The following is a 25,942-nucleotide window of genomic DNA, read 5'->3' on the forward strand; positions in this document are numbered from 1 at the left end:
CCTTTATTCTTCACTAAACTGTTGTTTAATATAGTCCATGATTTTTTTGAAAAAGCCGCCTTCCTCAACAGCTTGTAAGGTAACTAACGGGAATGATGCAACATCTTCGCCATTAAGCTGTAAATATACGGTGCCTACTTTTTGACCCTTACTTAGTGGTGCTTGTAGCTTTTGGTCTAATTCGAAATTTGCGTTTAAATCGTCCTTTTGACCGCGAGGCAAAGTGACAACAACATCCTCGCTGATACCCAAGGCGACTTCGTCGATGTCGCCGCCCCAGATTCGGTGCGCAACAAAGCTTTCACCGGCTTTATAGGCCTTTACTGTTTCGTAGTAACGGAAACCGTAGTTAAGTAGCTTTTTACTTTCTATTTTTCGCGCTTGTTCGCTGTTCGCTCCCATAACGACCGCAATAAGGCGAGTTCCGTCTTCTACAGCCGAAGATACTAGGCTATAACCAGCTTCATTAGTATGTCCAGTTTTAATACCGTCTACATTTAAGCTTCTGTCCCAAAGCAATGAGTTGCGGTTGTACTGCTTAATGTTGTTATAAGTAAATGATTTTTGCGCATATAGCTCGTACTCTTCTGGCGTTTCATTAATCAATGCACTGGCCAAAGTTGCCATATCACGTGCCGATACGTACTGGTCTGGATCTGGCAGCCCATGGCTGTTTGCAAAATGGCTGTTTGACATGCCAAGTTGCTCAGCGTAGTTGTTCATAAGGTCAGCGAAGGCGTCTTCACTACCGGCAATATGTTCAGCCATGGCAACACAAGCGTCGTTACCTGATGAGATGATAATACCTTTGTTCAGCTTTTCGACAGACACTTGCTTGCCGACTTCGATAAACATCTTTGATGACTCAGGGAAATTCTTAGCCCAGGCATTTTCACTAATAGTGACTTGATCAGTCGGTGAAATTCGGCCGGCAAGAATTTCTTTTCCGATAATGTAACTTGTCATCATTTTAGTCAGACTTGCAGGTGGTAAGCTTTCGTCTGCATTTTCTTCAGCCAGCACTTTACCGGTTGTGTGGTCAATCAAGATATAAGCTTTTGCATTAACTGATGATGCACTAGGTACCAGAGATTGAGCAGCTGCTACGCTTGCAGTACTAAAGGTAATGGCAACGATGGCAAAAAAACGACAGATTTTTTTCATTGGAATTATCTTTTTAGTCAGGTGAAACAACATGTAAAACGCGAGTTTTAATTTAGCGCCGGATTATATCAGTTCTGCGCTGTCCCGTCAGGCGCAGCCGTTGTGTTTTGCGTTGCTTTTACACGAAAGGCTTTAGGGTAACCACTGGCTCTTACTTGTTCGAGTAGGTCGTGACTTTCGTGTTCCGGAACAGGCCCTAATACTAGTTTGTATAGACCATCATTTTGCTCGGTAGTTGCAATTTCTTTAAGCGTTGTCGGTAATTGGTCTTTTATTTGCGACAAACGTTGCTTATCGGACGATGCCACTAATTGAATATGGTAAGAACTCGTTGCTGGTTGCTCACCGGCACTGGCTAACGGTGTTTTCAGGTTTATCGCTTCGACCCGGACATGAGCGGTTCCAGAATCCAGCATATCAAGCTTATAAGCGGCGGCAAAAGAAAGATCAATAATGCGTTCGGGGTGGAAGGGACCGCGGTCATTGACTCTTACGATAACGCTTCGCTCATTGCTTAGGTTCGTGACTTTTACATAAGTGGGTAAGGGCAGGCTAGTATGAGCGGCTGTCATACTGTACATGTCATAGTACTCGCCATTCGAGGTAAGATGGCCATGAAATTTATTGCCGTACCATGAGGCATAGCCCTCTTCGACATAGCCTTGAGCTTGCTCCATAACCTCATATTGCTTGCCAAAAACTTCATAGTCACGGTTGCCCTGAGGGCTATGCGGCTCGGGCACCGGAACCGCATTTCGTAACTCTGCCTGAGTGGGTAAGCGAGTCGGCGCGCTGTCGTGGTGTTGGCTGTACCTTCCAGAAGGTTTAGAACTGCAACCAACAACCAGAACAGTGATTAACGAGCAATAGAGCAGGCTAGCGGCGCGCATTTTTCAATTGCTCACTGAATTGGTAAACCGCCATGGCGTAGAGTGGACTATGGTTATAGCGTGTAATCACGTAAAAGTTATTGTAGCCCAACCAGTATTCTGCGGCATTTTCAGTTTGAAATTCAAAGACCCGAACCTTGGTGTCCGGTGTCACGGTTTCGTTATTGGGTAAATCAAGCCCTTGATTTTTCAGTGCTTGACGCGTGGTATTGGGCTTCATGCCCTTACTAATCACTTTTGACCAGTTCTCACTATGGTTCAGCGATTGAGCAACAGGCTGTCCTGCTTGCCATTTATGTTTTGCGAAGTAATTGGCGACACTGCCAATGGCATCGACCGGGTTGGTTAACAGGTTGCGCTCACCATCACCGTCAAAGTCGATGGCATAATGACGATAACTGGATGAAATGAACTGTCCGTAACCCATAGCTCCTGCATAGGAGCCTTTCGCTGAATTAATATCCCAGCCTTCTTCAGAAGCCAGCTGGAAAAACTCACTGAGCTCTGAACGAAAGAATTTGGCACGAGGAGGATAATGAAAACCCAGAGTATATAAAGAGTCCAGTACTGAGTATTTCCCCATGTAGTTACCATAAAAGGTTTCTACGCCAATAATAGCGACAATAATTTGCGCCGGAACACCATACTCTTGCTCTGCTTTTTGAAGGGTTGCTTCGTGTTTTTTCCAAAACTTTAAACCGGCTTTGAGTCGCTTTTCGGTCAAAAATATTGGGTAGTACTGATACCAGGGCTTGGCTTCCCAAGGACGCTGTATCGCTTCAAGTACTTCGTTGTTAACCTTGGCCTTGCTTAACCACTTATTCAGTTGTTCTCTGTCAAGGTTATGTTGCTGAACTTGCTGCTCAATAAACTCATCAACACTTGGTACATTATCCTGTGCTACCAGACCAAAACTGAAAATAGATAGTGTAATGCCTGCTAATAAACGCATAACCAGCCTCTTGTTTTAATTGTTTATAATGAGCCTATGGTGAGTTGCTATCGACATTAATATGCCAAAGCCTGCCATTAGCGTCACCATTGAGGTGCCACCGTAACTAATTAAGGGCAATGGTACCCCAACAACGGGTAAGAGTCCTGAAACCATACCAATATTTACAAAAACATACACAAAGAAGGTCAGCGTTATAGAGCCGGCGAGCAATTTACTAAAAATATCCTGAGCTCGCATTGCAAGGATAAGACCGCGCAAAATCACAAAACCGTATAGAGCCAGAAGCAACACAACACCGGTAAGACCGAATTCCTCGCTAAATACCGAAAAGATAAAATCGGTGTGCCGTTCAGGCAGAAACTCAAGTTGTGACTGAGTTCCCTGCAACCAGCCTTTGCCATCAATACCACCCGAGCCTATGGCTATTTGTGATTGAATAATGTGGTAGCCGCTACCAAGTGGGTCTCTCTCTGGGTTTAAAAAGGTCAGTACACGCTCTCGTTGATAGTCGTGCATGAGATAAAACCAAAGTACGGGTGCAAAGGCGGCGGCCGCTACAGCGGCGGTCATGACCAGTCGCCAACTGAGACCCGCCAGAAAAATAACAAACAATCCGGAACTGGCAACAATCAATGAAGTTCCTAAATCGGGCTGCTTCGCTATTAGTAATGTGGGTATCAACACAAGAAGCAGGCCGCCAAAAATGTGAGTTAATGTGGGAGGAATTTGTCGTCTGTCCATATACCAAGCCAACATGAGTGGCATAGCAAGCTTCATTATTTCAGATGGCTGTATCGTTATGGGGCCAATATCGAGCCAACGTTGTGCGCCTTTGCCCATTTCGCCAAAAGCAAGAACGGCCACTAGCAGCAGCACTGCCAACAGAAATAACGGAACGGCAAGTCGACTTAATGCCCGTGGTGGAATTTGTGCAAGAATAAATAGCATCACAAAAGACACCAAAATTCGGATTGATTGACGTTGCATCATAGCCATGTCTTGCCCTGATGCGCTAAAAACCACGAACAAACTGACAATCGAAAGCGTAACAAGGGCCAAAAATAAAGGTCCGTCAATATGAATTTTTTTTAGTAGGGGATTCCGCTGCCGTTCTTCAGTTGTCAGCATTGTCTTTCACCTGCTGTTTGTCTTTTATCATGTAACGCGAATGCCATGCATCAAGCATTTTACGAGCAACAGGTGCCGCCACACTGCCGCCACCACCGAGTGAATTTTCAATAGCAACGACGATAGTGACTTTAGGGTCAGTTGCCGGTGCGTAACCAACGTACATAGCGTTGTCGCGGTAGCGCTCTGCAATTTCTTCCGCATTGTATTCTTCGTCCTCGCCCAGGCTTCTAACTTGCGCTGTACCTGTTTTTCCCGCTGAGCTGTATTCGGCGTCTCTAAAAGATGAGCGTGCCGAACCGGTGTTACTCATGTTCACCTTCTTCATTGCGTCTTTAATAACGTTCCAGTGCGCAGGCTTTTCAATTTCTACGGGACGTTTATAAGTAATTAATGCTTCAGACACTTGCCCCCCATCTAAAGTACCGCGAAGTAGCCGAGGAATAACATGCTTTCCCTCGTTCGCCACAATGGACGTTGCGACAGCTAATTGAATGGGCGTTGCCGTCCAATAACTTTGTCCAATACCTACTGATAACGTTTCACCGGCGTACCAGGGCTGACCAAATCTGGCTCTTTTCCAGCCGCGGGATGGCATGAGTGCAGGTACCTCTTCATGGATATCAATGCCGGTGATCTCACCAAAGCCAAATTTTGTCATAAAGTCAGATATTTTATCGATACCCAGCTTCAGCGACATGTCGTAGTAAAACGTGTCACAGCTTTCAGTTATCGCACGGGTTACATCAACCCAGCCGTGGCCCCAGGCAAGCCAATCTCGGTAACGTCTGTCAACGCCTTTTATTTCGAACCAGCCCGGGTCCCAAATGCGAGTGTCTTTAGTAATGGTACCATCCTCAAGACCGAGCAATGAGAGTTGAGGTTTAACGGTTGACGCTGGCGGGTAAGCACCCTGTGTGGTCCGGTTAAGCAGTGGGCTGTCTTTAGAGTTCAACAAGGAGCGATATTGTTTAACTGAGATACCGTTGACAAACCAGTTCGGGTTATAGCTTGGGTTGCTTGCCATGGCCAGAATAGCGCCTGTATCGCTATTCATTAGAACGATTGAACCCCGATGTTCTTCAAGCAGCTCAACGGCTTTTTTCTGGAGTTCAATATCAAGCTCGAGAATAATGTCCTTTCCAGGCTCAGGCGCTTCAATGCTAAGCGTGCGAACGGCGCGCCCGCGGTTATTTACTTCAACACTCTGGTAACCGACCGTACCGTGTAGTTGCTTTTCATAGTACTTCTCAATGCCCAGTTTGCCGATGGTTCGGCTGGCAGCATAATTTGCAAGTTCCCCTTGCTCTTTAAGGCGGGTAACGTCTTGTTGATTAATTTTTGCAACGTAGCCAACGGCGTGGGTCAGTAAGTCATCGTACGGATAGCTTCGGATAAGTCGGGCTTCCAGACTAACCCCGGGGAACTTATGCTGGTGTGCGGCAAAAATTGCCAGGTCTTTTTCACTGACGTTATCCAGAAGCGGGACATTATTAAAGCGACGTTGACTTTTTAGGTTTTGTTCGAATTGTTGGAGTACATCATCTGAAAAGCCCAGTAAATTTTGTAATTGCGTAAGTGTTGCATTGAGATCATTGACTTCTTCCGGGGTCACATCAATGCTGTATATGGGTTTGTTCTCAGCCAGAAGAACGCCATTTCTGTCGTAAATAAGCCCTCGATTAGGGGCTAAAGGCACAAGCTTTATGCGGTTGTCGTTAGAGCGGGTTTGCAGTTCGTTGTGCTCACTGACTTGCAAGTGGAACATATTGGAAGCCAACAGCACAAAGACGGCCACAACAATAACGATAGCGACCATCGCACGGCGGGCAAAAATAGCAGATTCGGCTTCGTGATCACGTATGGTTGTGCGCTGGCGCATTATTATCGTTATTATTCTCTGTGATAAGGGTGATTATTATTCAAACTCCATGCCCGGTAAAGGCTTTCCGCAACAATTAATCGAACCATTGGGTGCGGCAAAGTTAAATTCGATAACGACCAACGCTGCTCTGCCAGTGACAGGCATTCATCTGATAGACCTTCAGGACCACCAACCAGCAACGTAACATCGCGACCATCCATTTGCCAGGCCGAGAGTTGCTTTGCCAGTTTAGGTGTGTCCCAGGCTTTGCCGTTAACTTCTAGTGTAATGACTTTATTGCCTTTGGGGATAGCCTGAATAAGCGCCTTGCCTTCTTCTTGCATTATTCGGTTCACATCGGCCTTTTTGGTTCGTTTGTGAGCCGCAATTTCGGTCAAAACAAGCTTACAGTCATTTGGGAAACGCTTCTGGTATTGGTCAAAGCCTTCTTTTACCCAGGTTGGCATTTTGGTGCCAACCGCAAGTAATTGAATGTGCACTTACTGACCCCAAAGCTTTTCTAATTGGTAAAAGTCGCGGATGGTTTCCTGCATAACATGTAAAACCACATCACCCAGGTCAACTAAGACCCATTCCGACTGCTCACCACCTTCAATTCCAATAGGTGGGAAACCAGCGTGCTTGGCTTCCGTTGCCAGGTACTCGGCAATGCTCTTAACGTGTGTTTTAGAGCTACCCGAGCAAATGACCATAAAGTCAGCAACGTCGGTTTTATCGTGCACATCAAGAACTTGTATGTCACGAGCTTTCATATCTTCAATTTTATCAATGACAAAATCGCGTAATTCTTTTGCCTGCAAAGGAGGGTCTCCATTCGATTTTAAGTTTTGTTTCAACCGCTAAGTTTAACAGATTATCTCTGTTCTGTTCAGCTACAAATACAGTTTGTTTTCTTTAATGTACTTGTAAACAGATTCAGGAATTGGCGGCGATGCAGGGCGTTTGTGTAACTGCTCGCGAAGTTCGGTTGCGGAAATGTCGATAAGAGGAGTTTGGGCAATATAAAGCTTGCCGTTTTTGGCACTTTCTAAGTCGCTTGGTTGGTTAACTCTGTGTTGAGCTATAAAAGTTTCAAGCTCGTTACCTTGTGGCGCGAAAGGTACACCACTGCGAGGCATCACTACGATATGCGCATATTGAACGATTTCCCGCCATTTGTGCCAACGATTCAGGCTCATCAGCGAGTCCATTCCCATAACAAAAACAAGTGTATCGTTAGGAAAGCGTTCAGAAAACTCAGCGAGTGTGGCTGCAGTATAGGAAGGGCGTGATTGTTGTAACTCCCAGTCTTCAGCCTCAAAACCGGGATAGTCTTTGCAAGCAAGCTTAACCATGTCGAGTCTCTGTTCAGCTGAAGCTTCTGGCTGCGTACGATGTGGGGGAATAGCACTAGGCATAAACGCAAGCCGGTCAATTCCGAGTTCTTTCATCAGTGCGCTGGATGTTTTTAAATGACCGTTATGTATAGGGTCAAAAGTGCCACCGAAGAATGCTCGAATCATAGTGAAATAAAAGAACGTTCAGTCTGAAATGGTTGAGAGAAAGTGTTTAAATACTCGGTGGTGTTTAAGTGGTTCGTGCCTTGCTGGCAAAGCAGCCCGAGCAAATGAACAGTTAATATTAGCGGAGATTCACCGCTGTCCTGTTTTAATGCCATTTCTAAGCGTTCGATTAGGTAGTGTAACTGATGCAAAGCGTCTATAGACAAAGACTCTGCGCGCTTCATATAGCCAGGTTGTTGGTTGGACCAAATCATATTACGGCGAAAAACGGCAGAGACATCAAGGTTGTTACCACTGTTTTTAAGGATAGTCAGCAGTTGCACTTCTCTTTGCAAAATCCAGGCAAAACGGTGAAAGTCGTCTTCTTCATCAAGTAAACGCGTAAGTCTGTGCAGAGCTTCTTTATAATTACCGGCCTGAATACTTTCCTGTAAGGCGAATACATTAAAGCGGCTGGAATCACTGCTGGCATCGGTCAGAAAATCTTGAGTGATAATGCCCGAGTCACTGAGCAGTTGCCATTTACGAAGTTCCTGATCGAGTGCTAGTAGATTCCCCTCGAACCAATCAGACAATAACTCAGGAACACCGTTTGCTAGCTGTAACTGGTATTTTTGAGCTCGCTTATGAATAAAGGCGGGGAGTCGGCCTTTATCGGGGCTTTGCGTTTTTATTAAAGGCCCTTGTTGAGATAACGACTTAAACCAACGACTGTTTTGATGTTCTTTTTTTAAATAACTGCCAATGACCACAAGAGTATGGTTTTCCGGAAGCTGGCTTGCATAGCTGTGTAAAGCGTTTGAGCCCTCTTTACCGGGTTTGTTTTCAGGAAGTTCGAGTTCGATGAGTGTGTTGCTGCCGAACAAACTCATTGACTGTTCAAGCTCACTGAGTTGCTTCCAGTCAAAGTCTTTTGATTGTATCCAATGGTACTTTTCAGCGTCTTGACCAAAGTGCTGGCGGATAGAATCTATGGCATCCATGCGCAGCAGTAAGTCATCGCCGAACAGCAGCAGTACGGGAGGAACGCCCGAGCGTTCAAGGTACTGGTTGAGTTGTTCGGGATACAAGGTCTGCACTTAACGCTCCGTTATTGCGACAGTTCAGAGACAATTTGCTGAAGGATAATTCGCGATGCTTCAGCCCGCATTTCGTTAACCAACATTTCACGCTCACGGGTTTTTGCCAGGGCAAAGTTTGGGTCGTCCTGGTAGTCGCGGGCAACTTCAGCAGTTCTCTCGACTAATACCTGGTCGTTTTTTAAGAGCTGATAGTTCACTTGGTAGAGTAACTCGTATTCTGCCACCTGTCCGCTTTCGAATAATGACAGGGTGCGGCGTTCGAGTTTGTCAGAAAGCAGAGCTAACTGATAACTACTGCCGCTTTCTACGACGTTAATACCCGAGTGTACTAATCGCTGTTCCATTTGCGAGGCTAGCTCTTTTGACACATTAGAGTGTAATGCCATTGAGTCCAGGTTGGGAGGCAACTGGTAGTCACCACGCAACTGAAAGCCACACCCTGAGAGTGTGGCTAACATTGTTAGACTCAGTAGTAGCCGGCTCATTATTCTCATCGTCATTAACCAACAACAATATTGAGAATTTTGCCGGGAACGTAGATTTTCTTACGTATGTCTTTCCCTTCAATGTGCTTTTGCACTGACTCATCGTCGAATGCTTGTTGTTCGACTTGCTCGGCAGAAGCGTCAGCAGGAACGGTAAGCTTGGCGCGAACCTTCCCATTTATTTGAACCACGATAAGCTTTTCATCTTCAACCAAAGCGCTTTCGTCGACATCTGGCCATGCAGTAAACGACAATGGTTCTTCATGACCGAGCTCAATCCAAAGCTGTTCACAAATGTGTGGTGTAATAGGGGCTAGCATACGAACGACAGCATCAATGGCTTCACCTAGCACCTGACGGTCGGCAGATGTTTCCATGGGGGCTTTCTGAAGGTGATTCAGTAACTCCATAATAGCCGCAATAGCCGTATTAAAATGCTGGCGGCGACCCATATCATCACTGACTTTGGCTATAGCTTTGTGCAGCTCACGGCGTAAGTTCTTTTGCTGAGAATTCAACGTTTCACCAGAGACATAGCCACCGGCGTTAATAAAGTCGAAAGTGAGTTTCCACAAACGACGTAGGAAACGCTGAGCGCCTTCAACACCAGTATCAGACCACTCCAATGTCATTTCTGGTGGTGCCGCAAACATCATAAACAAGCGCACGGTGTCAGCACCGTATCGTTCTACCATGGTTTGCGGGTCAATACCGTTATTCTTAGACTTCGACATTTTACTCATGCCGGCGACTTCAACGGGTTTACCGTCCGCTTTTAATGTAGCCCCTGAAATAGCGCCTTTTTCGTCGCGTTGAACATCAACATCCAGCGGCGAGAACCATTCTTTACCACCTTTTTCAGTCTCGCGGTAATAACTGTCTGCTAATACCATACCCTGACAAAGCAAACGCTTGAACGGCTCGTCAGACTCGACTAAGCCGGTATCGCGAAGCAGTTTGTGGAAAAAGCGAGCGTACAGTAAATGCAGTATCGCATGCTCAATACCGCCAATATATTGATCCACCGGTAGCCAATAGTTTGCCTTCTCAGGATCTAACATCGCGTCATGAGTTTGCGCACTGCAATAGCGAGCGTAATACCAGGATGACTCCATAAAGGTGTCAAAGGTATCGGTTTCGTGCTCAGCCGGCATACCGTTATATTCAGTTTTACGCCATTGGGGATCAGACTTGATTGGCGAGTTAACACCATCCATAACGACATCTTCTGGTAATTTCACCGGCAGTTGTTCTTCAGGGACAGGTACAGACTCACCATTTTCCAGATTCAGCATCGGAATGGGTGTGCCCCAGTAACGTTGGCGCGAAACTCCCCAGTCTCTCAGGCGATAATTCACTTTTTTCTCGCCGATGCCTTTCTCATTGAGTTCTTTCGCTATGGCGTCAAAAGCATCAGCCGAGCTTAACCCGTTGAAACGATCAGAATTGATGACTGTGCCTTTTTCCGTAATAGCCGCTTTAGCAATGTCATTATCGCCCGATAAAGGCTCAATAACTGGTTTTATCGGCAAGTCATATTTGGTTGCGAATTCCCAGTCGCGTTGGTCGTGGGCTGGTACTGCCATGACGGCGCCTGAGCCATAATCCATAAGTACGAAGTTAGCGACCCATACCGGAATTTCTTCGCCTGTCATAGGATGCACTGCTTTAAAGCCAGTATCCATGCCCAGCTTGTCCATGGTAGCGATATCAGCTTCAGCGACCTTATTGTTCTTGCAGTCTTCTATGAAGGCAGCCAGCTCGCTATTGTTTTTAGCGGCTTCTTTTGCCAGCGGGTGACCAGCGGCAACGCCCATATAAGTGACGCCATAAATAGTGTCAGGACGGGTGGTATAGACTTTGAGAGGTTGCTCATAACCATTGACAGAAAAGTCGACTTCGACACCTTCTGAGCGGCCAATCCAGTTACGTTGCATGGCTTTAACTTGCTCTGGCCAACCGTCGAGTTGGTCAAGATCGTCTAGCAACTCTTCTGCATAGTCAGTGATTTTTATAAACCATTGTGGAATTTCTTTTTGCTCTACGGTCGCACCGGAGCGCCAGCCTTTTCCATCGATAACTTGCTCATTTGCTAAAACCGTTTGATCGACAGGATCCCAGTTCACTGTCGCGTTCTTTTTATAAACCAAGCCTTTTTCATAAAGCTTGGTAAAGAACCATTGTTCCCAACGGTAGTAATCCGGCGAGCAGGTTGCTACTTCGCGGTTCCAGTCATAGCCAAAGCCTAAGCTTTTCAGCTGCTCGCGCATGTAGTCGATATTCTGGTAGGTCCATTTAGCGGGAGCCGTTTTATTTTGAATAGCGGCGTTTTCAGCAGGTAGACCGAACGCATCCCAACCCATTGGCTGTAGCACATTTTTACCTAACATACGCTGGTGACGGCTAATGACGTCGCCGAGCGTGTAGTTACGGACGTGTCCCATGTGTAACTTACCGCTGGGGTAAGGAAACATTGATAAACAGTAGAACTTGTCTTTGCCCGGCTCTTCTTTTGCGGTAAAAACGTCTTGCTCCTGCCAGCGTTTTTGCATAGCAGTTTCAATTTTGTTGGGATTATATTGTTCTTGCATAGTCCTGCTTACTTCCGTTGGTGCAATAAAGTGAATTAACTGATGGCGTACCACATGACAAGCATGACAACGATGCCTGCTAAACCAAAAAAGCCATACTCAAATACAGAACGTTGTTTCACTTCTGCAGGGGCAGACTTATCGATACCAAATAGCATCAACCAGCTGCTTAGGCCTAAACCGCCAGCGGCAACCAGAACGGCAAACAAAATAGCATCGAAAATATTTTCCATAATGATATTCCTGTAGAAAGTACAAATAATAACTGCAGATATAGGCTCTGCTGACACACTGAACACACAGCCTAATAGTGTACTGATTTTAGGGCGTTCTGACTACGCTTGAGATCGCTTATTACGGGCTTTTGTCAATCCTGCAGGAAGCAGTCCTGACAGCGCAAGTATAAAAGCGCCCCATAAACCAAACCGCTTGTACCAAGTATCGCCATTAACTGGGTAGAGCTCGGCTGAAACGGTTGCAGCCTTAAATTGCGGAGCTTTTTCAATAAACTGACCAAACTCATCGACAATAGCAGTGACACCGTTATTCGTTGCCCGTAAAAGAGGGCGCTGCAATTCAAGCGCTCGCATTCGGGAGATTTGCATGTGTTGCCAAGGTCCGTGAGAGTCGCCAAACCAAGTGTCATTACTTATAGTGACCAAAAAGTCAGTGTCTTCAAAGGTATTGTCCCGAACCTGCTGCGGAAAGGCTATTTCGTAGCAAATGGCCATAGACAGCTTTCTGTTATTAGCTTCAAGGTTAGGCTGCTGATACCCACCCCGGCTAAAAGAGGACATGGGTAAATTAAACAGCGGAGCTATTGGACGCAAAATGTCTTCAAAAGGCACGAATTCACCAATTGGAAGCAGATGGTGTTTTTGATAACGGTTTTCGCCACCGTATTGGTAGGTGTCGTCATCAAGCACAATAACACTGTTATAAAAGGCGTCATTGAGTCTGTCGTAATCGATAATGCCAGTAATTAACGCTGAGTTGTTAACCGACGCAGATTGTTCCATCGTGTTCAGAACGTCCTGCGCATAAGGTTCTAAAGCGGTTACCGCTGACTCAGGCCAAATCACAATATCATGATTGAATTTAGGTCGCGTTAAGTCGAGATAACGCAGAATATTTGGCCACTGCTGTTCGGCTTGCCATTTCAGTGACTGCTGAATGTTGCCTTGTACTAACAGTACACTGGTTAACTCAGTACTTCGCCAGGTAGGCTGCAATTTGTAACTTAAGTTTGAAACCGTGAGTAATACAAGTGGCACAATTAAGAGTAGCGGACGATGATATTTTACAGCCATTAAAATAGACAGTGCTGTTAGCCATAAGGTGACAGTAATGCCAGATTCGCCAACCAGAGGCGCTAAATTGGCAAATACACCGTCGGTTTGCGTGTAGCCAAGACTAAGCCATGGAAAGCCTGTGAACAGCCAGCCCCGAAGTAACTCAAAGCCCAGCCAAATAAGCGGAAGTGAGAAACGCCACTGTATGCTTCGGTGTGACAATTTTTGCCAAAGCCCGAATGCAAGTGCAGGAAATAAGGACAAGTAAAGAAACAGCAGCAGGAGAATAAGAAGGGTGGCGTAAATTGGTAAACCACCATACTGGTCAATACTAACGTAAATCCAACTCAACCCTGCGGTAAACCAGCCAAAGCCAAAGGTTAACCCCGCATAAAAAGCTCGCTTCGGAGCCATTGGCCAAATGACTTTCAGAACCAAAGGTAAAATAATAAAAGGCAACCAATGCCAGTTGAACGGGGAGTATGCCAGAGTTAAAGATGCTCCAGACAAAAGCAAGAACAGAGAGTTAAGCTTACTCCCCCAGCGTTTCTTCATTATTCGGCGTTCTCCGAAGACTCGACTTCTTGAATGCTTACTTGAAGTTGTTGAATCCGTCGTTTGTCGGCGTTAGTAATACGGAAAGTGAAATTGCCTAAGGTAATTTCTTCTCCAGCTTGTGGAAGATGCCCAAAGCCATGGGCGATTAAGCCGCCTACTGTGTCGTGCTCTTCGTCGCTGAATTCTGACTTAAAGTACTCGTTAAAGTCTTCAATAGTGGTTAATGCTTTAACTGAGTATCGAGTCGGGCTTAAGCGACGAATGTTTTGTTTGTCGTCATTCTCATTGATATCGGTTTCATCTTCAATTTCGCCGACAATTTCTTCGAGAATATCTTCTATCGTAACAAGCCCTGAGACACCGCCGTACTCATCGACAACAATAGCCATATGGTAGCGGTTTGAGCGAAAGTCTTTCAGCAACACGTCTACCCGCTTGCTTTCAGGAACAATGACAGCCGGGCGCATGACTTTTTCTAACGAAAAGTCCTCTTCGTTTAAGTTAAAGCCATAACTGAGCAAGTCTTTCGCGAGTAGAATACCCTCAACCTGATCTTTATTATCCGTCACTACCGGATAACGACTGTGTTGAGAGTCGATAACGATGGGTAAAAACTCTTCGACGCTTTGGTGTACATCAATAGTGACCATTTGCGAGCGCGGAATCATGATATCGCGAACCTTAAGCTCCGCGACATCGAGCACGCCTTCAATCATTTCTTTGGTATCGTTATCAATCAGATCACGCTCTTCAGCGTCCTGAATTAAATCGACGAGTTCTTCTCTGCTTTTCGGCTCACCGGTGAATATTTGTAATAACTTGGCTGCCCAAGATTTACCCGACGAGCCGTTGGCTGAGTGGGGGTTGTCGTCGCTCATTAAAGTGTATGCTCCGTGTTGCTTGTTGTTTCATATGGGTCTGGATAATCAAGAGAAGCCATAATTCGCTTTTCTATCGACTCCATTTCGACGGCATCTTCTTCTTGTATATGGTCGTAACCCAAAAGGTGCAGAGTACCGTGTATCACCATGTGCGTCCAGTGGGCGATAACCGACTTATTTTGCTCTTTTGCTTCGCGTTCGACGACGCTTTGACAGATGACTAAATCACCCAGTAACTGGATGGGTAATTCAACGGGACTTTCAAAAGGAAAAGACAGCACGTTTGTTGGGTAATTTTTGCTTCTGAACTGGAGGTTGAGTTCAGCGGCTTCGTTATCTTTCACAACTCGAACCGTTAGCTCCACAGGCTTATCGATACCAAGGTGCTTAATAACAGCGTTGGCCGCAAGAGCAATGGTGCTTTCTTCCGGTGCGTCTTTAATACCCTCGGCAGTTTGGTAATCAAGCGTGATCTTACTCATGAGCGCTTATCGAACTCATCGTATGCTTGGACAATACGTTGAACCACTGGATGCCTGACAACATCTCCTGCCTGGAAAAAGGTAAAGCTGACATCGGATACTTTATTTAAAACCTCAATGGCGTGACGTAAGCCCGAGCGTTGGCCGCGTGGTAAGTCGACCTGTGTAATATCTCCGGTAATGACCGCACGCGAGTTAAAGCCGATACGTGTCAGGAACATTTTCATTTGTTCACAGGTTGTGTTTTGACTTTCATCCAGGATGATAAAGGCATCGTTCAAAGTACGACCACGCATATAAGCCAGTGGGGCAACTTCAATGACGTTTCTTTCAATAAGCTTCTCGACCTTTTCAAAGCCAAGCATCTCGAATAGCGCATCATAAAGAGGCCTTAAGTAAGGATCGACTTTTTGAGCCAAATCACCGGGTAAAAAGCCCAGTTTTTCGCCTGCTTCCACAGCCGGACGAGTCAGTAAAATACGGCGGACTTCCTGGCGCTCTAATGCGTCAACGGCACAAGCGACGGCTAAGTAGGTTTTGCCCGTTCCCGCAGGTCCAATACCAAAGTTCACGTCGTGTGCGAGAATGGCGCGGACGTATTCAGCTTGGTTATGGTTGCGTGGCTTAATTAGGCCGCGTTTGGTTTTAATGTGTGTCATTTTTTCTGCGGCTGGGTCGCCTTTGTCGCGGTCCTGTTCAAGGACTTTGGCCTGTTGAATGGCTAAATGTACCTGCTCTGGCTCAACTTGACCGTCACGACCTTTCATTGGTGCCGTATCGACATATAAATCAAGCAGCAACTTTTGCACAGCCGAAACCGTTTTAGCGTTGCCTATTAAACGAAACTGATGACCACGGTGGGTTATCTCAACACCAAGTCGGCGCTCAATATGCTGCAGATTCTCGTCTAAAGGCCCGCAGAGGTTAGAAAGCCGACGAGAATCCGTCGGCTCCAATTCAAAATCTAGCGTTTGCGTTTGTGGACTCAATCGATTCCTCTTTAACTCGCTTGTGGAGGCATTTTTACAACACCCAATTCGTCAGGTTCGTTGACTTTGCCTCTTTGTAAAATTGTTTCTGGGGCGGTGTCGACACGCAGCCCCATGTCTTGTTCTTCACGGATAAGGTCGCCGCGAAGACTGTTCGGTAACACTTCCGTAATACGAACATCAACGAACTGACCTATCATATGGGGTTGCCCAACAAAGTTTACAACCCGGTTATTTTCCGTTCTACCTGACAGTTCCATCGGGTTTTTCTTCGATGGTCCGGTGACCAGAATTCTCTGCTCGGTGTCCAACATACGTCGCGCGTGCGCCATAGACTGTTGGTTCAGTCGCTGCTGTAAAATTTGCAAGCGCTGCTTTTTCGTTTCTTCTGAAACATCGTCAGGTAAGTCTGCAGCCGGAGTGCCCGGACGTGCGCTATAAATAAAGCTGAAACTCATGTCAAAATCAACCGCCTGGATCAAATCCATCGTTGCCTGAAAGTCGGCATCGGACTCGCCCGGAAAGCCAATGATAAAGTCAGATGACAGGGCAATATCTGGACGTGCTTTCTTTAATGCACGCATTTTGGATTTGTATTCAAGCGCAGTATGGCCGCGTTTCATCATTGTTAGTACTCGGTCTGAGCCGCTTTGCACCGGTAAGTGCAGGTGACTCACCAGCTCAGGGATAGTTGTGTACGCTTCAATAATGTCGTCAGTAAACTCAACCGGATGCGACGTGGTGTAACGAATACGGTCTATACCATCAATGGCTGCAACCAGGTGAAGTAACTCAGCAAAGCGACATTGAGTGCCGTCAAAGTGCTCACCTAAGTAGGCATTTACGTTTTGACCAAGCAAATTAACTTCGCGTACGCCTTGATCTGCCAGCTGAGCAATTTCATAAATAACATCGTCAACAGGGCGGCTGACTTCTTCACCACGAGTATAAGGAACCACGCAGAACGAACAGTATTTGCTGCAACCTTCCATAATAGATACGAACGCACTAGCGCCGTCTGCTTTGGGCTCCGGTAAACGGTCGAATTTTTCAATTTCAGGGAAAGACACATCAACCATAGGCGCATGGGTTTCGCTGACTTGGTTAACCATTTCTGGCAAACGGTGCAGCGTCTGCGGCCCGAATATAATATCGACGAAAGGCGCGCGAGAACGTATTTCATCGCCTTCTTGCGAAGCCACGCAGCCGCCTACGCCAATGAGTAAGTCTGGCTTTTTCTGTTTAAGGTTTTTCCAACGCCCCAGCTGATGGAAAACCTTTTCCTGAGCTTTTTCGCGAATGGAGCAGGTATTCAGTAAGATCAGATCAGCGTCTTCTGCTTCTTCTGCCACATCGTACCCGTGCGTCGATTTGAGTAAGTCAGCCATTTTCGCTGAATCGTACTCGTTCATCTGACAACCCCATGTTTTGATATATAACTTCTTGCTCATGACTACTCGATGGTTGATAGGTTCTAGAATTAAGACCGCGTATTTTATCGTTTATTGGGGCAAATTGCCAAACACGAATTTGCTAGCTTTTACGACGCGATCGTATTGCAAAATAACCCGCCACAAATATGATGAGAGCGCCCCATAACATGTGCCAGGCAAGTGCTTCATTAAACAGCCAAAAGCCCAGTAGTGCGGCGAAAATAACAGAGCTGTAAGTAAATACGCCGACTTTTGCCGGAGGGGCAATTGAAAAGGCTTTGGTCATAGCTAACTGACCGTATACGGCCAGTAAACCCATCGCTAAAACACCAAACCAATGATGGCTCGGAATAGGCTCCCATAACCAAAGTAAAGGAATGCCTGACGCAATTGTGGCTAATGCCGAAAAGTAAAACACAATTTTGCTGGCCGATTCTGTGCTGGACATACGACGTATTACGGTCTTAGTAAATGCGGCTAAAGCCGCTGCTAAAAATGCCACAGCAATGACCGGAGACAGCTCACTGTTCATTGGGTCTAGGAAAATAAACACGCCAACAAAACCAAGGGCAATAGCCAGCCAGGTTTGACGGGCGACATAATCCTTTAACCAAAGCCAGCCAATAACGGGAATTAGAAATGGCGATAACAGTAGTACCAATGTGGCTTGAGCAAGCGGTATGGTGGCAATGGCATAAAAGAAGAGATACATCGCAGTGATGCCGGCAGCCGCTCTGACTAAGTGCAAGCCGAGTCGTGTTGTTTTTAAAGAGCTGGCACCTTTTCGCCAAAGCCATGGCAGTAACACTAAAAACGCCGTTAAGTTTCGAAAAAACACCAGTTGTTCGAAAGGCTGATCCTGGCTGATGAATTTTACCAGAGCACTCACACCGGCAAAGCTCGCTTCAGCGCTTAAAATTAAAAACGAGGCGAGAATAACGGCTTTTTGAGAGGTCTCTGTTGTTGGCATTCGTGTGCTCTTAAAAAATGTGATGTTTCTACCGCTGAATCTGCCCATGATAACGGAAAAAACACTAAAAATGTGTTATTTATAGAGAACTTATACTTACAGACAATTCAGGTTCTATGCGAGATTTAACGGTTGTCATAAATGGCGGTGGAATGGTCGGTGCTGCGTCAGCGCTGGCACTTGCTAAAGCCGGGGCTTACGTCAAATTATTTGAAAGTCATCCACCAAAGCTCGAGGGTCAAACCGATGATTGGGATCTCAGAATTTCGTCCGTAAACTTATCCAACTGGCAGTGGTTACGCTCACTGGGGGTTCATGAGGTCATCGCTCACAGCAAAGTAAGAGACTACCAGCGGTTAACGGTAACTACTCAGTCAGGAAAAAGCCTGACATTTGATGCCAGTGAAGTCGACCAGGCGTCACTGGGGGTGATGGTAGAAAATAACGCTTTGCAGGCAGCGCTTTGGCAGTGTTTGCGAGACTACGAAAGTGTCGAACTCGTGACAGAGAAGCGTATTAATTCCTTGAATCCTCATGACAGAACCGTCGAGTTCACTAACGGCGAGCGGAGTAGCTTCGACGTATTGCTGGGATGTGACGGTGCGAACTCCATTATAGCTCAGTTGACCCACACTGCGTATCGTGGCTGGGATTATGATCAACGTTGTTTGCTGGCTAATGTTGAGCTTGAACAGCCTGTCGCTTCCGAGACTTGGGAGGTTTTCAGACCACAGGGACCTTACGCATTACTGCCACTGTCTGACAGTAAAGCCTGCCTTATTGACTATGATAAAAGAGCGGATATTCGTTCGCTTCAGCATGATAAAACCGCACTGCAAACCCATTTATCACAGGTGTTTGAGCCACATTTAGGAGCATTTCAGTTGATAAAGGCCGCGAGCTTTCCGTTGCAGCGTAAGCATGCATTAAACTATTGTTCATACGGTTGCGTTGCGTTACTCGGAGACTCTGCTCATAGTATTCATCCTATGGCGGGGCAGGGCGTTAACCTGGGGTTCGCCGATATTCAGTGCTTGCTCAACGAATTACCTAATAAGCCAGTGACTCAGGCGCTTAACGGATACGAAAAACAAAGAAAATTTGAAAACGCTAAAATGATGCGTTTAATGGATGCACTTCAAATAAGCTGGCGCAGCAGTAATCCGATAGCTCGTCTATTGGCTGACGTCTCTTTGAATGCCGCCAGCGCCCCGATACTGAAGCATTTCTTAATAAAGCAGGCTATTGGGGAATAGAATAACTAAGGGGAAACGGGCACAAAAAAACACCCTGAGGTGGCCATTGTCTGTTGTGGTGCGGAGGGAGGGACTTGAACCCTCACGTCCTTTCGGACACTAGCACCTGAAGCTAGCGCGTCTACCAATTCCGCCACCACCGCAACAGTAGTTAGTATGGCTGGGGCACCAGGGATCGAACCTGGGAATCGCGGGATCAAAACCCGCTGCCTTACCGCTTGGCTATGCCCCATCCAACTAAGGACAGCAATCACAAAATAAAATTAAAGAAGCTAATGGCTGGGGCACCAGGGATCGAACCTGGGAATCGCGGGATCAAAACCCGCTGCCTTACCGCTTGGCTATGCCCCAATTTTAGCTACCCTGATAGAGAGTTGGTGCGGACGGAGAGACTTGAACTCTCACGCCGTGAGGCACTGGAACCTAAATCCAGCGTGTCTACCAATTCCACCACGTCCGCACATTTCTCAGTTAAGTTGGTGGCTACGGCGAGATTCGAACTTGCGACCCCAGCATTATGAGTGCTGTGCTCTAACCAGCTGAGCTACGTAGCCAACTTTTTTAACTTTCCGCTCTCTGTGAGTGCGGCGCGTATTATGCAAATCGCTCCGCAACCCGTCAACCTATTTTTGAGAAAAAATACGATAAAGCAGTGCGTTTGTGCAAAAAAACAGTCATTTGATTAAAAAGGCGTCAAATCACCATGGAAGAGGGTCACCATTACTGTGATAAAACTCGCCCGTCGACTCCATTGAAAGTTCGTCGATTCGTTGCATGAGTCGTTCGGCCGCCGTTTCTGCCGGAATATCTCCCGCATGATTGACCATGTCGGTCTGGACGAAGCCTGGATGCAGTATCGCGACAGCAATGCCTTTATCTTTTAAATCAATAGAAAGAGACTTGCCCGCTGCATTTAGCGCGGCTTTAGACATTCTGTAACCATAGCGGCTGCCCGAGCCATTGTCTGCAATTGAGCCCATCCGGCTGGTAATCAATGCAATTTTGCTGCCTTTAGATAAGTTATCGAGTAATGCTTCGGTTACCCGCAAGGGCGCTAATGCATTAACTTCGAATTGTGCTCGAATGGTGCCGGCGTCCAGCTCACCTAAAACCTCTTTGTGCAGTAGACCTGCGTTATTGATCAAAATGTCTATTTTCTTGTCGCCTAATGTTTCTCTTAAACGCAACAAGTCTGAGGCTTTAGTAACATCGACACCTTCTATGATGTCGACGTCCAATTCGGTCAGCTGCTTAGAGTTATTACGGCAAACGGCAGTGACTTTGTAACCTTTTTCGGCATACTGTTTGGCAAACTCAAAGCCGATGCCTCTGTTTGCGCCTGTTATAACGACATGGGGTTGACTCATTCTACTGCTCCTTTAATCAGTTATTGGCTGACGCCACCTTCTGTTAGCTTTTTAGGGTCTAATAATTGTTCCAGGCGCTCACGACCTAAATCGGTCATTTCGTCTGCAACATCGATAATGGGACGCCCGTTTTGGTAAGCCTTCTTCGCTATCTCAGCCGCTTTACTATAACCAATAACAGGGTTTAGCGCGGTCACTAAAATAGGGTTCTTAGCCAAGGCTTCATTAAGGCGCTCTTCGTTGACTTCAAAGTCTTTAATGGCTTTATCAGCTAAGGCATGACAGCTGTTTGTCAGAAGCTCTATCGACTGCAGTAAATTATACGCCACAACGGGCAGCATAACGTTTAGCTGAAAATTCCCTTGCTGAGCAGCAGTTGTAATAGTGGTGTGGTTGCCGTTAACTTGTGCAGCCACCATGGCCACGGCTTCCGGTATTACCGGGTTCACTTTACCAGGCATTATGCTGCTGCCGGGTTGAAGTGCCGTTAACTGAATTTCACCCAGGCCGGCTAAGGGGCCGCTGTTCATCCATCGTAAGTCATTGCTCATTTTTAACAGCGTCGTTGCCAGGGTGTTCAATTGGCCGTGTAACTGCAGGTTCAATTCTTGTCCCGCAATACCTGTAAATGGATTCGGGGATGCCTTAAATTCAGTACCGGTGAAGTCGCTGAGTTCTTTTGCAAAGGCTTCTGCGAACCCCTCTGGTGCGTTAATGCCAGTGCCTATTGCTGTGCCACCCTGAGGCAGAATTCGGCTGTGTTGGAGCAGCTGTGGCAGTTGTTCAGCGGTGTGGCTGAGCTGACCCGCCCACGTTTCTAACTCCTGCGCTAGCGTCATAGGCATGGCATCCATCAAATGGGTGCGCCCGGTTTTTACGACGTCCCGAAGCTCGACAGCTTTACTCCGAATAACCTCCATTAAATGCTTAATGGCAGGCTGTAAGCGTTTTTCAATGGCTAACACGCTGGCCACTTGAATGGATGTGGGTATGACGTCGTTACTCGACTGGCTTTGGTTGACATGGTCATTCGGATGAACATCAACGCCGTTTCTTTTACACAAATTCGCGATAACTTCATTGACGTTCATATTAGAGCTGGTGCCCGAGCCCGTTTGAAAAATGTCGATAGGGAAATGGGCTTGGTGCTCACCGTTTATAATTTGTTCGGCAGCCTGAACAATAGCGTCTCGTTGTTTTTTGTCTAAACTACCTACCCGGGCATTTGCTTTGGCGGCGGCAGCTTTTACACGGGCAACCGCTTTAATCATATCATCAGGCATTGTCAGCCCGCTTATCGCGAAGTTGTCTACGGCCCGCTGTGTCTGTGCCGCGTAGAGCGCGTCTTCGGGAACCTGAACTTCACCCATACTGTCGCTTTCAGTGCGATATCCTTGAGTCATAAAGTAAACCTCCTGCGGCGAGTTTTTATAGGTAATTAACATTAATAGGTATAACACATTACGAATGGAGTGAGAGGAAGATCACGCAGTATAGAGTGCTTTCAAATAAAAAAGCCGCTCAAGATGAGCGGCTTTGAAGCAGTATTACATTCTTAGACGTTAAAGCGGAAGTGTATGACGTCACCGTCTTTAACAATGTAGTCTTTACCTTCCAGGCGCCACTTACCGGCGTCTTTTGCACCTTGCTCGCCGTTATGTTCAATGTAGTCGTCATAGCCGACGACTTCAGCACGGATAAAGCCTTTTTCAAAATCGGTATGAATACGACCCGCGGCTTGTGGCGCTGTAGAACCGACTTTTACCGTCCATGCGCGAACTTCTTTAGGACCGGCCGTAAAGTATGTTTGCAGGTTCAGAAGCTCGTAACCAGAACGAATAACACGGTTAAGTCCAGGCTCTTCCTGACCAATCTCCGACAGAAACTCTTCTTTGTCGGCGTCGTCCAGCTCAGCAATTTCTGATTCAATGGCCGCACAAACCGGCACAACAACGGCATTCTCGGTTGCCGCTATTTTGCGAACTGTGTCCAGGTGGGGGTTATTTTCAAAGCCATCTTCATTGACGTTGGCAATGTACATAGTTGGCTTCAATGTCAGTAAGTTGTATGAGCGAATGGTTGCCCGGTCTTCTTTCGTCAACTCTACTGAGCGAGCCATATGGCCTTCATCCAGTGCAGGCTTCAGTTTTTCCAGAACGGCAATTTCAGCCTTAGCCTGAGCGTCGCCACCTTTGGCTTTCTTGCCTAAACGGTGCAAAGCTTTTTCGACGGAGTCTAAATCGGCTAATGCCAATTCGGTGTTAATTGTGTCAATGTCATCAGCAGGGTTAATTCCGCCGCTAACGTGGACAATGTTGTCATCTTCGAAACAACGGACGACATGTCCAATAGCGTCAGTTTCACGAATATTAGCCAGGAACTGGTTACCTAAGCCTTCACCTTTGGAGGCACCTTTTACCAGGCCTGCAATGTCAACGAACTCCATGGTCGTTGGTAGTACTTTCTCTGGGTTAACAATTGAAGCTAGTTTGTCCAGACGAGTATCCGGAACCGGAACTACACCGGTATTAGGTTCAATTGTACAAAAAGGAAAGTTTGCTGCTTCAATGCCTGCTTTAGTCAGTGCATTGAACAAAGTGGATTTACCGACGTTGGGTAAACCAACAATACCACACCGAAATCCCATGATGAGTTAACCTTTCTGTTGAGGACGGTAGCTGTGGAGGCGTTGAAGCGCATCCGTCCAGCCTTGTTCCATTAATGTGTCAATACTGCGACTGGCTTCATCGATACAGTCATCAATGAGTCGCTGTTCAGTTGCTGGCGCTTTACCCAGCACAAAACCGGTTACTTTCGATTTGTGCCCAGGATGACCAATGCCAATTCGCAGTCGCAGGAAGTCCTGGCTGCCAATTTGCGCGATAATATCTTTAATGCCGTTATGGCCACCCGCACCGCCGCCTTTTTTAAATTTCGCTATGCCAGGAGGTAGGTCGAGTTCATCGTATGCGACGAGTATCGACTCTGGCGGAATTTTATAGAAATTGGCGATATGTGCGACAGAGAAGCCGCTGCGGTTCATGTAATTCTGGGGTAGCACAATGCGCAGATCGTGAGCGCCTTGCTGATAACGGCCTATTAGTGCTTTTGATTTGGTATCGGCGGATAATGTAACGCCGTGTCGTCGACAAAAGTCTTCAACTAACCAAAAACCCGCGTTATGGCGGGTTTTTTCGTATTCGGGGCCTGGATTCCCCAGGCCCACTAACAGCTTAATGCTTGTTCCCATAGCTAGGACTAGTGCTTACTCTTCGTCAGCAGCGTCGTCTTTGCTCTTCTCTGCAGGAACTTCATCCGGTACTACTGTTTCTTCTTCGTCTTCTTCTTTCTCTACGCGAGGAGCTGAAACAGAAACAACCGCCTGGTCGTGGTCTTCACCTTTAGTCAACTCAACCAGCTCAACACCTTTAGGAAGGTTCAAGTCAGTTAGGTGAATAGTGTCACCAACGCTCAGTTCTGCGATGTCAACTTCCAGGTACTCTGGTAAGTCTTTCGGAAGAACCAGGATTTCAACGTCATTGACGTGGTGAACAACAACGCCACCTTCTTCTTTAACGCCTTTCGCCGTTGTTTCATTCAAGAAGTGAAGTGGTACGTGAGTGTGCAGCTTCTGGCCTTTCTCAACACGTTGGAAGTCTAAGTGAGTCAACTTAGGCTTGAAAGGGTGACGTTGCATATCTTTTAAGATGCACTGTTCTTTTTTGCCGTCGATGTCTAACGTCAGAATGTGTGAATAGAAGGCTTCGTAGTCAGCCATGTTGTTCACTTTGTTGTGATCCATTTCTAACGCTACTGGCTCACCTTTACCACCATATAGGATGGCAGGTACTTTATCCGCATGACGCAGGCGGCGGCTCGCACCTTTCCCCTTGTCCCCACGGACACTTGCTTTAATTGTGAAATCTAATTCAGCCATGATATTGGGCTCTCATTGTTAAATGTTTTAATTTGTCAGCACTCGCGACCAAGCTGCTGACCCAGATACTCAGAAACCGACGACGAGGCCGGTTTCCAAGGGCGCGCAATACTAGCACTGAAGTCTCAAAAAAACAACTTTATCAGTACTCAAACATTGCAGAGATAGACTCTTCATTACTGACGCGACGAAGTGCTTCAGACAACATGCCGGAAAGTGTCAGTTGGCTCACTTTTCCTGTCGCCTTCATTTCTTCGCTAAGTGGAATACTGTCAGTAACTACCAGTTCGTCAATCGCCGACTCTTCTATATTCTTAACAGCGTTACCGGAAAATACCGGGTGTGTTGCATAAGCAAAAACGCGTTTAGCACCATGGCTTTTAAGCGCTTCCGCTGCTTTACAAAGTGTGCCGCCAGTATCAATCATGTCATCGACAATAATGCAGTCGCGTCCTTTAACATCCCCAATAATGTGCATGACCTGAGAAACATTAGCAGAAGGGCGGCGCTTATCGATAATTGCTAAGTCGGTGTCGTCCATTAACTTGGCAAACGCGCGGGCACGAACAACGCCACCGATATCCGGAGAAACAACCACTGGGTTGTCGAATTGCTGTTGGCGCATGTGCTCAAGTAATACTGGTGTGCCAAATACGTTATCGACCGGCACATCGAAGAACCCTTGAATTTGTTCAGCATGCAAGTCAACGGTCAGAACGCGGTCAACACCAACGCTTGATAAAAAGTCAGCAACGACTTTCGCGGTAATAGGAACACGAGCAGAACGAACGCGGCGATCCTGGCGAGCGTAGCCAAAATAAGGCATTACAGCGGTAATACGGCCTGCAGACGCGCGGCGTAGTGCATCAACCATGACGATAAGCTCCATGAGGTTATCGTTGGTAGGTGCGCAGGTGGATTGCAAAATAAAGACATCGGAACCGCGGACATTTTCATTAATAGCGACACTGATTTCGCCATCACTGAAACGTCCAACAGACGCTTCACCCAGTTTAATGTATAAACGATCGGCGATTTTCTGCGCTAGCTCGGGGGTAGCGTTGCCAGCGAAAAGTTTCATGTCAGGCACAACAT

Annotated in this window: 25 protein-coding genes and 5 tRNA genes; 1 reads left to right on the top strand and 29 read right to left on the bottom strand. The window is 46.6% G+C overall.

Going from position 1 to position 25,942, the window contains the following annotated elements; genetic code table 11:
* Window positions 1–3: 3 nt before the first annotated feature.
* The 18 genes from CWI73_RS00265 to CWI73_RS00350 all read right to left on the bottom strand — a co-directional run bounded on the left by CWI73_RS00265 (window position 4) and on the right by CWI73_RS00350 (window position 18,287).
* A complete protein-coding gene (locus CWI73_RS00265; RefSeq protein ID WP_126751020.1) occupies window positions 4–1,164 on the bottom strand; it encodes a D-alanyl-D-alanine carboxypeptidase family protein in 1,161 nt (386 codons plus the stop codon).
* 68 nt (window positions 1,165–1,232) lie between these two features.
* The gene (locus CWI73_RS00270) at window positions 1,233–2,054 is read right to left on the bottom strand and encodes a septal ring lytic transglycosylase RlpA family protein (RefSeq protein ID WP_126751021.1); all 822 of its coding nucleotides are present in this window, start codon (window positions 2,052–2,054) and stop codon (window positions 1,233–1,235) included.
* The gene (gene mltB / locus CWI73_RS00275) at window positions 2,041–3,006 is read right to left on the bottom strand and encodes a lytic murein transglycosylase B (protein ID WP_126751022.1); all 966 of its coding nucleotides are present in this window, start codon (window positions 3,004–3,006) and stop codon (window positions 2,041–2,043) included. The genes CWI73_RS00270 and mltB overlap by 14 nt, the downstream gene beginning before the upstream one ends.
* A gap of 15 nt (window positions 3,007–3,021) precedes the next feature.
* Complete coding sequence (rodA, locus tag CWI73_RS00280; RefSeq protein ID WP_126751023.1) at window positions 3,022–4,137, bottom strand: rod shape-determining protein RodA; 1,116 nt, start codon at window positions 4,135–4,137, stop codon at window positions 3,022–3,024.
* Window positions 4,124–6,019 (bottom strand): penicillin-binding protein 2, encoded by a 1,896-nt coding sequence (gene mrdA, locus CWI73_RS00285; RefSeq protein WP_126751024.1) that lies wholly within the window; start codon window positions 6,017–6,019, stop codon window positions 4,124–4,126. Before mrdA ends, rodA begins: the two co-directional genes overlap by 14 nt.
* An 11-nt stretch (window positions 6,020–6,030) precedes the next feature.
* Window positions 6,031–6,501 (bottom strand): 23S rRNA (pseudouridine(1915)-N(3))-methyltransferase RlmH, encoded by a 471-nt coding sequence (rlmH, locus tag CWI73_RS00290; protein WP_053952797.1) that lies wholly within the window; start codon window positions 6,499–6,501, stop codon window positions 6,031–6,033.
* Window positions 6,502–6,822, bottom strand: coding sequence for a ribosome silencing factor (gene rsfS, locus CWI73_RS00295; RefSeq protein WP_126751025.1), 321 nt, complete (start codon window positions 6,820–6,822; stop codon window positions 6,502–6,504).
* A gap of 72 nt (window positions 6,823–6,894) precedes the next feature.
* On the bottom strand, window positions 6,895–7,524 hold the full coding sequence (gene nadD / locus CWI73_RS00300) for a nicotinate-nucleotide adenylyltransferase (protein ID WP_126751026.1): 630 nt from the start codon (window positions 7,522–7,524) through the stop codon (window positions 6,895–6,897).
* The gene (gene holA, locus CWI73_RS00305) at window positions 7,521–8,603 is read right to left on the bottom strand and encodes a DNA polymerase III subunit delta (RefSeq protein WP_126751027.1); all 1,083 of its coding nucleotides are present in this window, start codon (window positions 8,601–8,603) and stop codon (window positions 7,521–7,523) included. Before holA ends, nadD begins: the two co-directional genes overlap by 4 nt.
* Window positions 8,604–8,614: 11 nt before the next feature.
* Entirely contained in the window at window positions 8,615–9,064 is a 450-nt protein-coding gene (locus tag CWI73_RS00310) for an LPS-assembly lipoprotein LptE (protein ID WP_241968797.1), read from the bottom strand.
* Window positions 9,065–9,105: 41 nt separating this feature from the next.
* A complete protein-coding gene (leuS, locus tag CWI73_RS00315) occupies window positions 9,106–11,682 on the bottom strand; it encodes a leucine--tRNA ligase (RefSeq protein ID WP_126751029.1) in 2,577 nt (858 codons plus the stop codon).
* A 35-nt stretch (window positions 11,683–11,717) separates the two neighbouring features.
* Entirely contained in the window at window positions 11,718–11,915 is a 198-nt protein-coding gene (locus CWI73_RS00320) for a hypothetical protein (protein ID WP_053952792.1), read from the bottom strand.
* Between the two features lie 102 nt (window positions 11,916–12,017).
* Entirely contained in the window at window positions 12,018–13,529 is a 1,512-nt protein-coding gene (lnt, locus tag CWI73_RS00325; RefSeq protein ID WP_126751030.1) for an apolipoprotein N-acyltransferase, read from the bottom strand.
* Entirely contained in the window at window positions 13,529–14,410 is an 882-nt protein-coding gene (corC, locus tag CWI73_RS00330; RefSeq protein WP_126751031.1) for a CNNM family magnesium/cobalt transport protein CorC, read from the bottom strand. Before corC ends, lnt begins: the two co-directional genes overlap by 1 nt.
* Window positions 14,410–14,895, bottom strand: coding sequence for an rRNA maturation RNase YbeY (gene ybeY / locus CWI73_RS00335; RefSeq protein WP_126751032.1), 486 nt, complete (start codon window positions 14,893–14,895; stop codon window positions 14,410–14,412). Before ybeY ends, corC begins: the two co-directional genes overlap by 1 nt.
* Entirely contained in the window at window positions 14,892–15,884 is a 993-nt protein-coding gene (locus CWI73_RS00340; RefSeq protein WP_126751033.1) for a PhoH family protein, read from the bottom strand. The genes ybeY and CWI73_RS00340 overlap by 4 nt, the downstream gene beginning before the upstream one ends.
* 11 nt (window positions 15,885–15,895) lie before the next feature.
* Window positions 15,896–17,335 carry a tRNA (N6-isopentenyl adenosine(37)-C2)-methylthiotransferase MiaB gene (gene miaB, locus CWI73_RS00345; RefSeq protein ID WP_126751034.1) on the bottom strand — a complete coding sequence of 480 codons (1,440 nt, stop codon included), beginning with the start codon at window positions 17,333–17,335 and terminating at the stop codon, window positions 15,896–15,898.
* Between the two features lie 82 nt (window positions 17,336–17,417).
* Window positions 17,418–18,287: a DMT family transporter gene (locus CWI73_RS00350; protein ID WP_126751035.1), complete on the bottom strand. Its 870-nt coding sequence runs from the start codon at window positions 18,285–18,287 to the stop codon at window positions 17,418–17,420.
* A 116-nt stretch (window positions 18,288–18,403) separates the two neighbouring features.
* Between CWI73_RS00350 and CWI73_RS00355 the strand changes: the two genes are divergently transcribed.
* Window positions 18,404–19,543: an FAD-dependent monooxygenase gene (locus CWI73_RS00355; protein WP_126751036.1), complete on the top strand. Its 1,140-nt coding sequence runs from the start codon at window positions 18,404–18,406 to the stop codon at window positions 19,541–19,543.
* A 56-nt stretch (window positions 19,544–19,599) separates the two neighbouring features.
* On the opposite strand, the gene CWI73_RS00360 is transcribed toward CWI73_RS00355, so the two are convergent.
* The 11 genes from CWI73_RS00360 to CWI73_RS00410 form a co-directional block, all read right to left on the bottom strand.
* Window positions 19,600–19,686: transfer RNA gene (locus CWI73_RS00360), tRNA-Leu, on the bottom strand.
* Between the two features lie 14 nt (window positions 19,687–19,700).
* Window positions 19,701–19,775: transfer RNA gene (locus tag CWI73_RS00365), tRNA-Gln, on the bottom strand.
* Between the two features lie 44 nt (window positions 19,776–19,819).
* Window positions 19,820–19,894 (bottom strand) — tRNA-Gln (locus CWI73_RS00370).
* A 24-nt stretch (window positions 19,895–19,918) separates the two neighbouring features.
* Window positions 19,919–20,003 (bottom strand) — tRNA-Leu (locus CWI73_RS00375).
* 17 nt (window positions 20,004–20,020) lie between these two features.
* Window positions 20,021–20,097: transfer RNA gene (locus CWI73_RS00380), tRNA-Met, on the bottom strand.
* Window positions 20,098–20,241: 144 nt separating this feature from the next.
* Window positions 20,242–20,910: an SDR family oxidoreductase gene (locus tag CWI73_RS00385; RefSeq protein WP_126751037.1), complete on the bottom strand. Its 669-nt coding sequence runs from the start codon at window positions 20,908–20,910 to the stop codon at window positions 20,242–20,244.
* Between the two features lie 20 nt (window positions 20,911–20,930).
* A complete protein-coding gene (locus CWI73_RS00390) occupies window positions 20,931–22,313 on the bottom strand; it encodes a class II fumarate hydratase (RefSeq protein ID WP_126751038.1) in 1,383 nt (460 codons plus the stop codon).
* Window positions 22,314–22,465: 152 nt separating this feature from the next.
* Window positions 22,466–23,557: a redox-regulated ATPase YchF gene (gene ychF, locus CWI73_RS00395; protein ID WP_126751039.1), complete on the bottom strand. Its 1,092-nt coding sequence runs from the start codon at window positions 23,555–23,557 to the stop codon at window positions 22,466–22,468.
* Window positions 23,558–23,563: 6 nt separating this feature from the next.
* The gene (pth, locus tag CWI73_RS00400) at window positions 23,564–24,160 is read right to left on the bottom strand and encodes an aminoacyl-tRNA hydrolase (RefSeq protein ID WP_053952778.1); all 597 of its coding nucleotides are present in this window, start codon (window positions 24,158–24,160) and stop codon (window positions 23,564–23,566) included.
* 15 nt (window positions 24,161–24,175) lie between these two features.
* The gene (locus tag CWI73_RS00405; RefSeq protein WP_126751040.1) at window positions 24,176–24,847 is read right to left on the bottom strand and encodes a 50S ribosomal protein L25/general stress protein Ctc; all 672 of its coding nucleotides are present in this window, start codon (window positions 24,845–24,847) and stop codon (window positions 24,176–24,178) included.
* 142 nt (window positions 24,848–24,989) lie between these two features.
* Window positions 24,990–25,937: a ribose-phosphate pyrophosphokinase gene (locus CWI73_RS00410; protein ID WP_053952776.1), complete on the bottom strand. Its 948-nt coding sequence runs from the start codon at window positions 25,935–25,937 to the stop codon at window positions 24,990–24,992.
* Window positions 25,938–25,942: the final 5 nt, after the last annotated feature.

The sequence above is a fragment of the Idiomarina piscisalsi genome (assembly GCF_003987095.1).
Taxonomy (GTDB): domain Bacteria; phylum Pseudomonadota; class Gammaproteobacteria; order Enterobacterales; family Alteromonadaceae; genus Idiomarina; species Idiomarina piscisalsi.

Bases quoted from the DNA above. Each gene is read 5' to 3' on its own strand.
- CWI73_RS00265 (WP_126751020.1), bottom strand. From the start codon at position 1,164: ATGAAAAAAATCTGTCGTTTTTTTGCCATCGTTGCCATTACCTTTAGT.
- mltB (WP_126751022.1), bottom strand. From the start codon at position 3,006: ATGCGTTTATTAGCAGGCATTACACTATCTATTTTCAGTTTTGGTCTG.
- CWI73_RS00405 (WP_126751040.1), bottom strand. From the start codon at position 24,847: ATGGCTGAATTAGATTTCACAATTAAAGCAAGTGTCCGTGGGGACAAG.
- CWI73_RS00350 (WP_126751035.1), bottom strand. From the start codon at position 18,287: ATGCCAACAACAGAGACCTCTCAAAAAGCCGTTATTCTCGCCTCGTTT.
- CWI73_RS00310 (WP_241968797.1), bottom strand. From the start codon at position 9,064: ATGTTAGCCACACTCTCAGGGTGTGGCTTTCAGTTGCGTGGTGACTAC.
- ybeY (WP_126751032.1), bottom strand. From the start codon at position 14,895: ATGAGTAAGATCACGCTTGATTACCAAACTGCCGAGGGTATTAAAGAC.
- CWI73_RS00320 (WP_053952792.1), bottom strand. From the start codon at position 11,915: ATGGAAAATATTTTCGATGCTATTTTGTTTGCCGTTCTGGTTGCCGCT.
- nadD (WP_126751026.1), bottom strand. From the start codon at position 7,524: ATGATTCGAGCATTCTTCGGTGGCACTTTTGACCCTATACATAACGGT.
- pth (WP_053952778.1), bottom strand. From the start codon at position 24,160: ATGGGAACAAGCATTAAGCTGTTAGTGGGCCTGGGGAATCCAGGCCCC.
- CWI73_RS00390 (WP_126751038.1), bottom strand. From the start codon at position 22,313: ATGACTCAAGGATATCGCACTGAAAGCGACAGTATGGGTGAAGTTCAG.
- ychF (WP_126751039.1), bottom strand. From the start codon at position 23,557: ATGGGATTTCGGTGTGGTATTGTTGGTTTACCCAACGTCGGTAAATCC.
- CWI73_RS00270 (WP_126751021.1), bottom strand. From the start codon at position 2,054: ATGCGCGCCGCTAGCCTGCTCTATTGCTCGTTAATCACTGTTCTGGTT.
- corC (WP_126751031.1), bottom strand. From the start codon at position 14,410: ATGAGCGACGACAACCCCCACTCAGCCAACGGCTCGTCGGGTAAATCT.
- CWI73_RS00355 (WP_126751036.1), top strand. From the start codon at position 18,404: ATGCGAGATTTAACGGTTGTCATAAATGGCGGTGGAATGGTCGGTGCT.
- mrdA (WP_126751024.1), bottom strand. From the start codon at position 6,019: ATGCGCCAGCGCACAACCATACGTGATCACGAAGCCGAATCTGCTATT.
- leuS (WP_126751029.1), bottom strand. From the start codon at position 11,682: ATGCAAGAACAATATAATCCCAACAAAATTGAAACTGCTATGCAAAAA.
- rodA (WP_126751023.1), bottom strand. From the start codon at position 4,137: ATGCTGACAACTGAAGAACGGCAGCGGAATCCCCTACTAAAAAAAATT.
- CWI73_RS00385 (WP_126751037.1), bottom strand. From the start codon at position 20,910: ATGAGTCAACCCCATGTCGTTATAACAGGCGCAAACAGAGGCATCGGC.
- lnt (WP_126751030.1), bottom strand. From the start codon at position 13,529: ATGAAGAAACGCTGGGGGAGTAAGCTTAACTCTCTGTTCTTGCTTTTG.
- miaB (WP_126751034.1), bottom strand. From the start codon at position 17,335: ATGAGCAAGAAGTTATATATCAAAACATGGGGTTGTCAGATGAACGAG.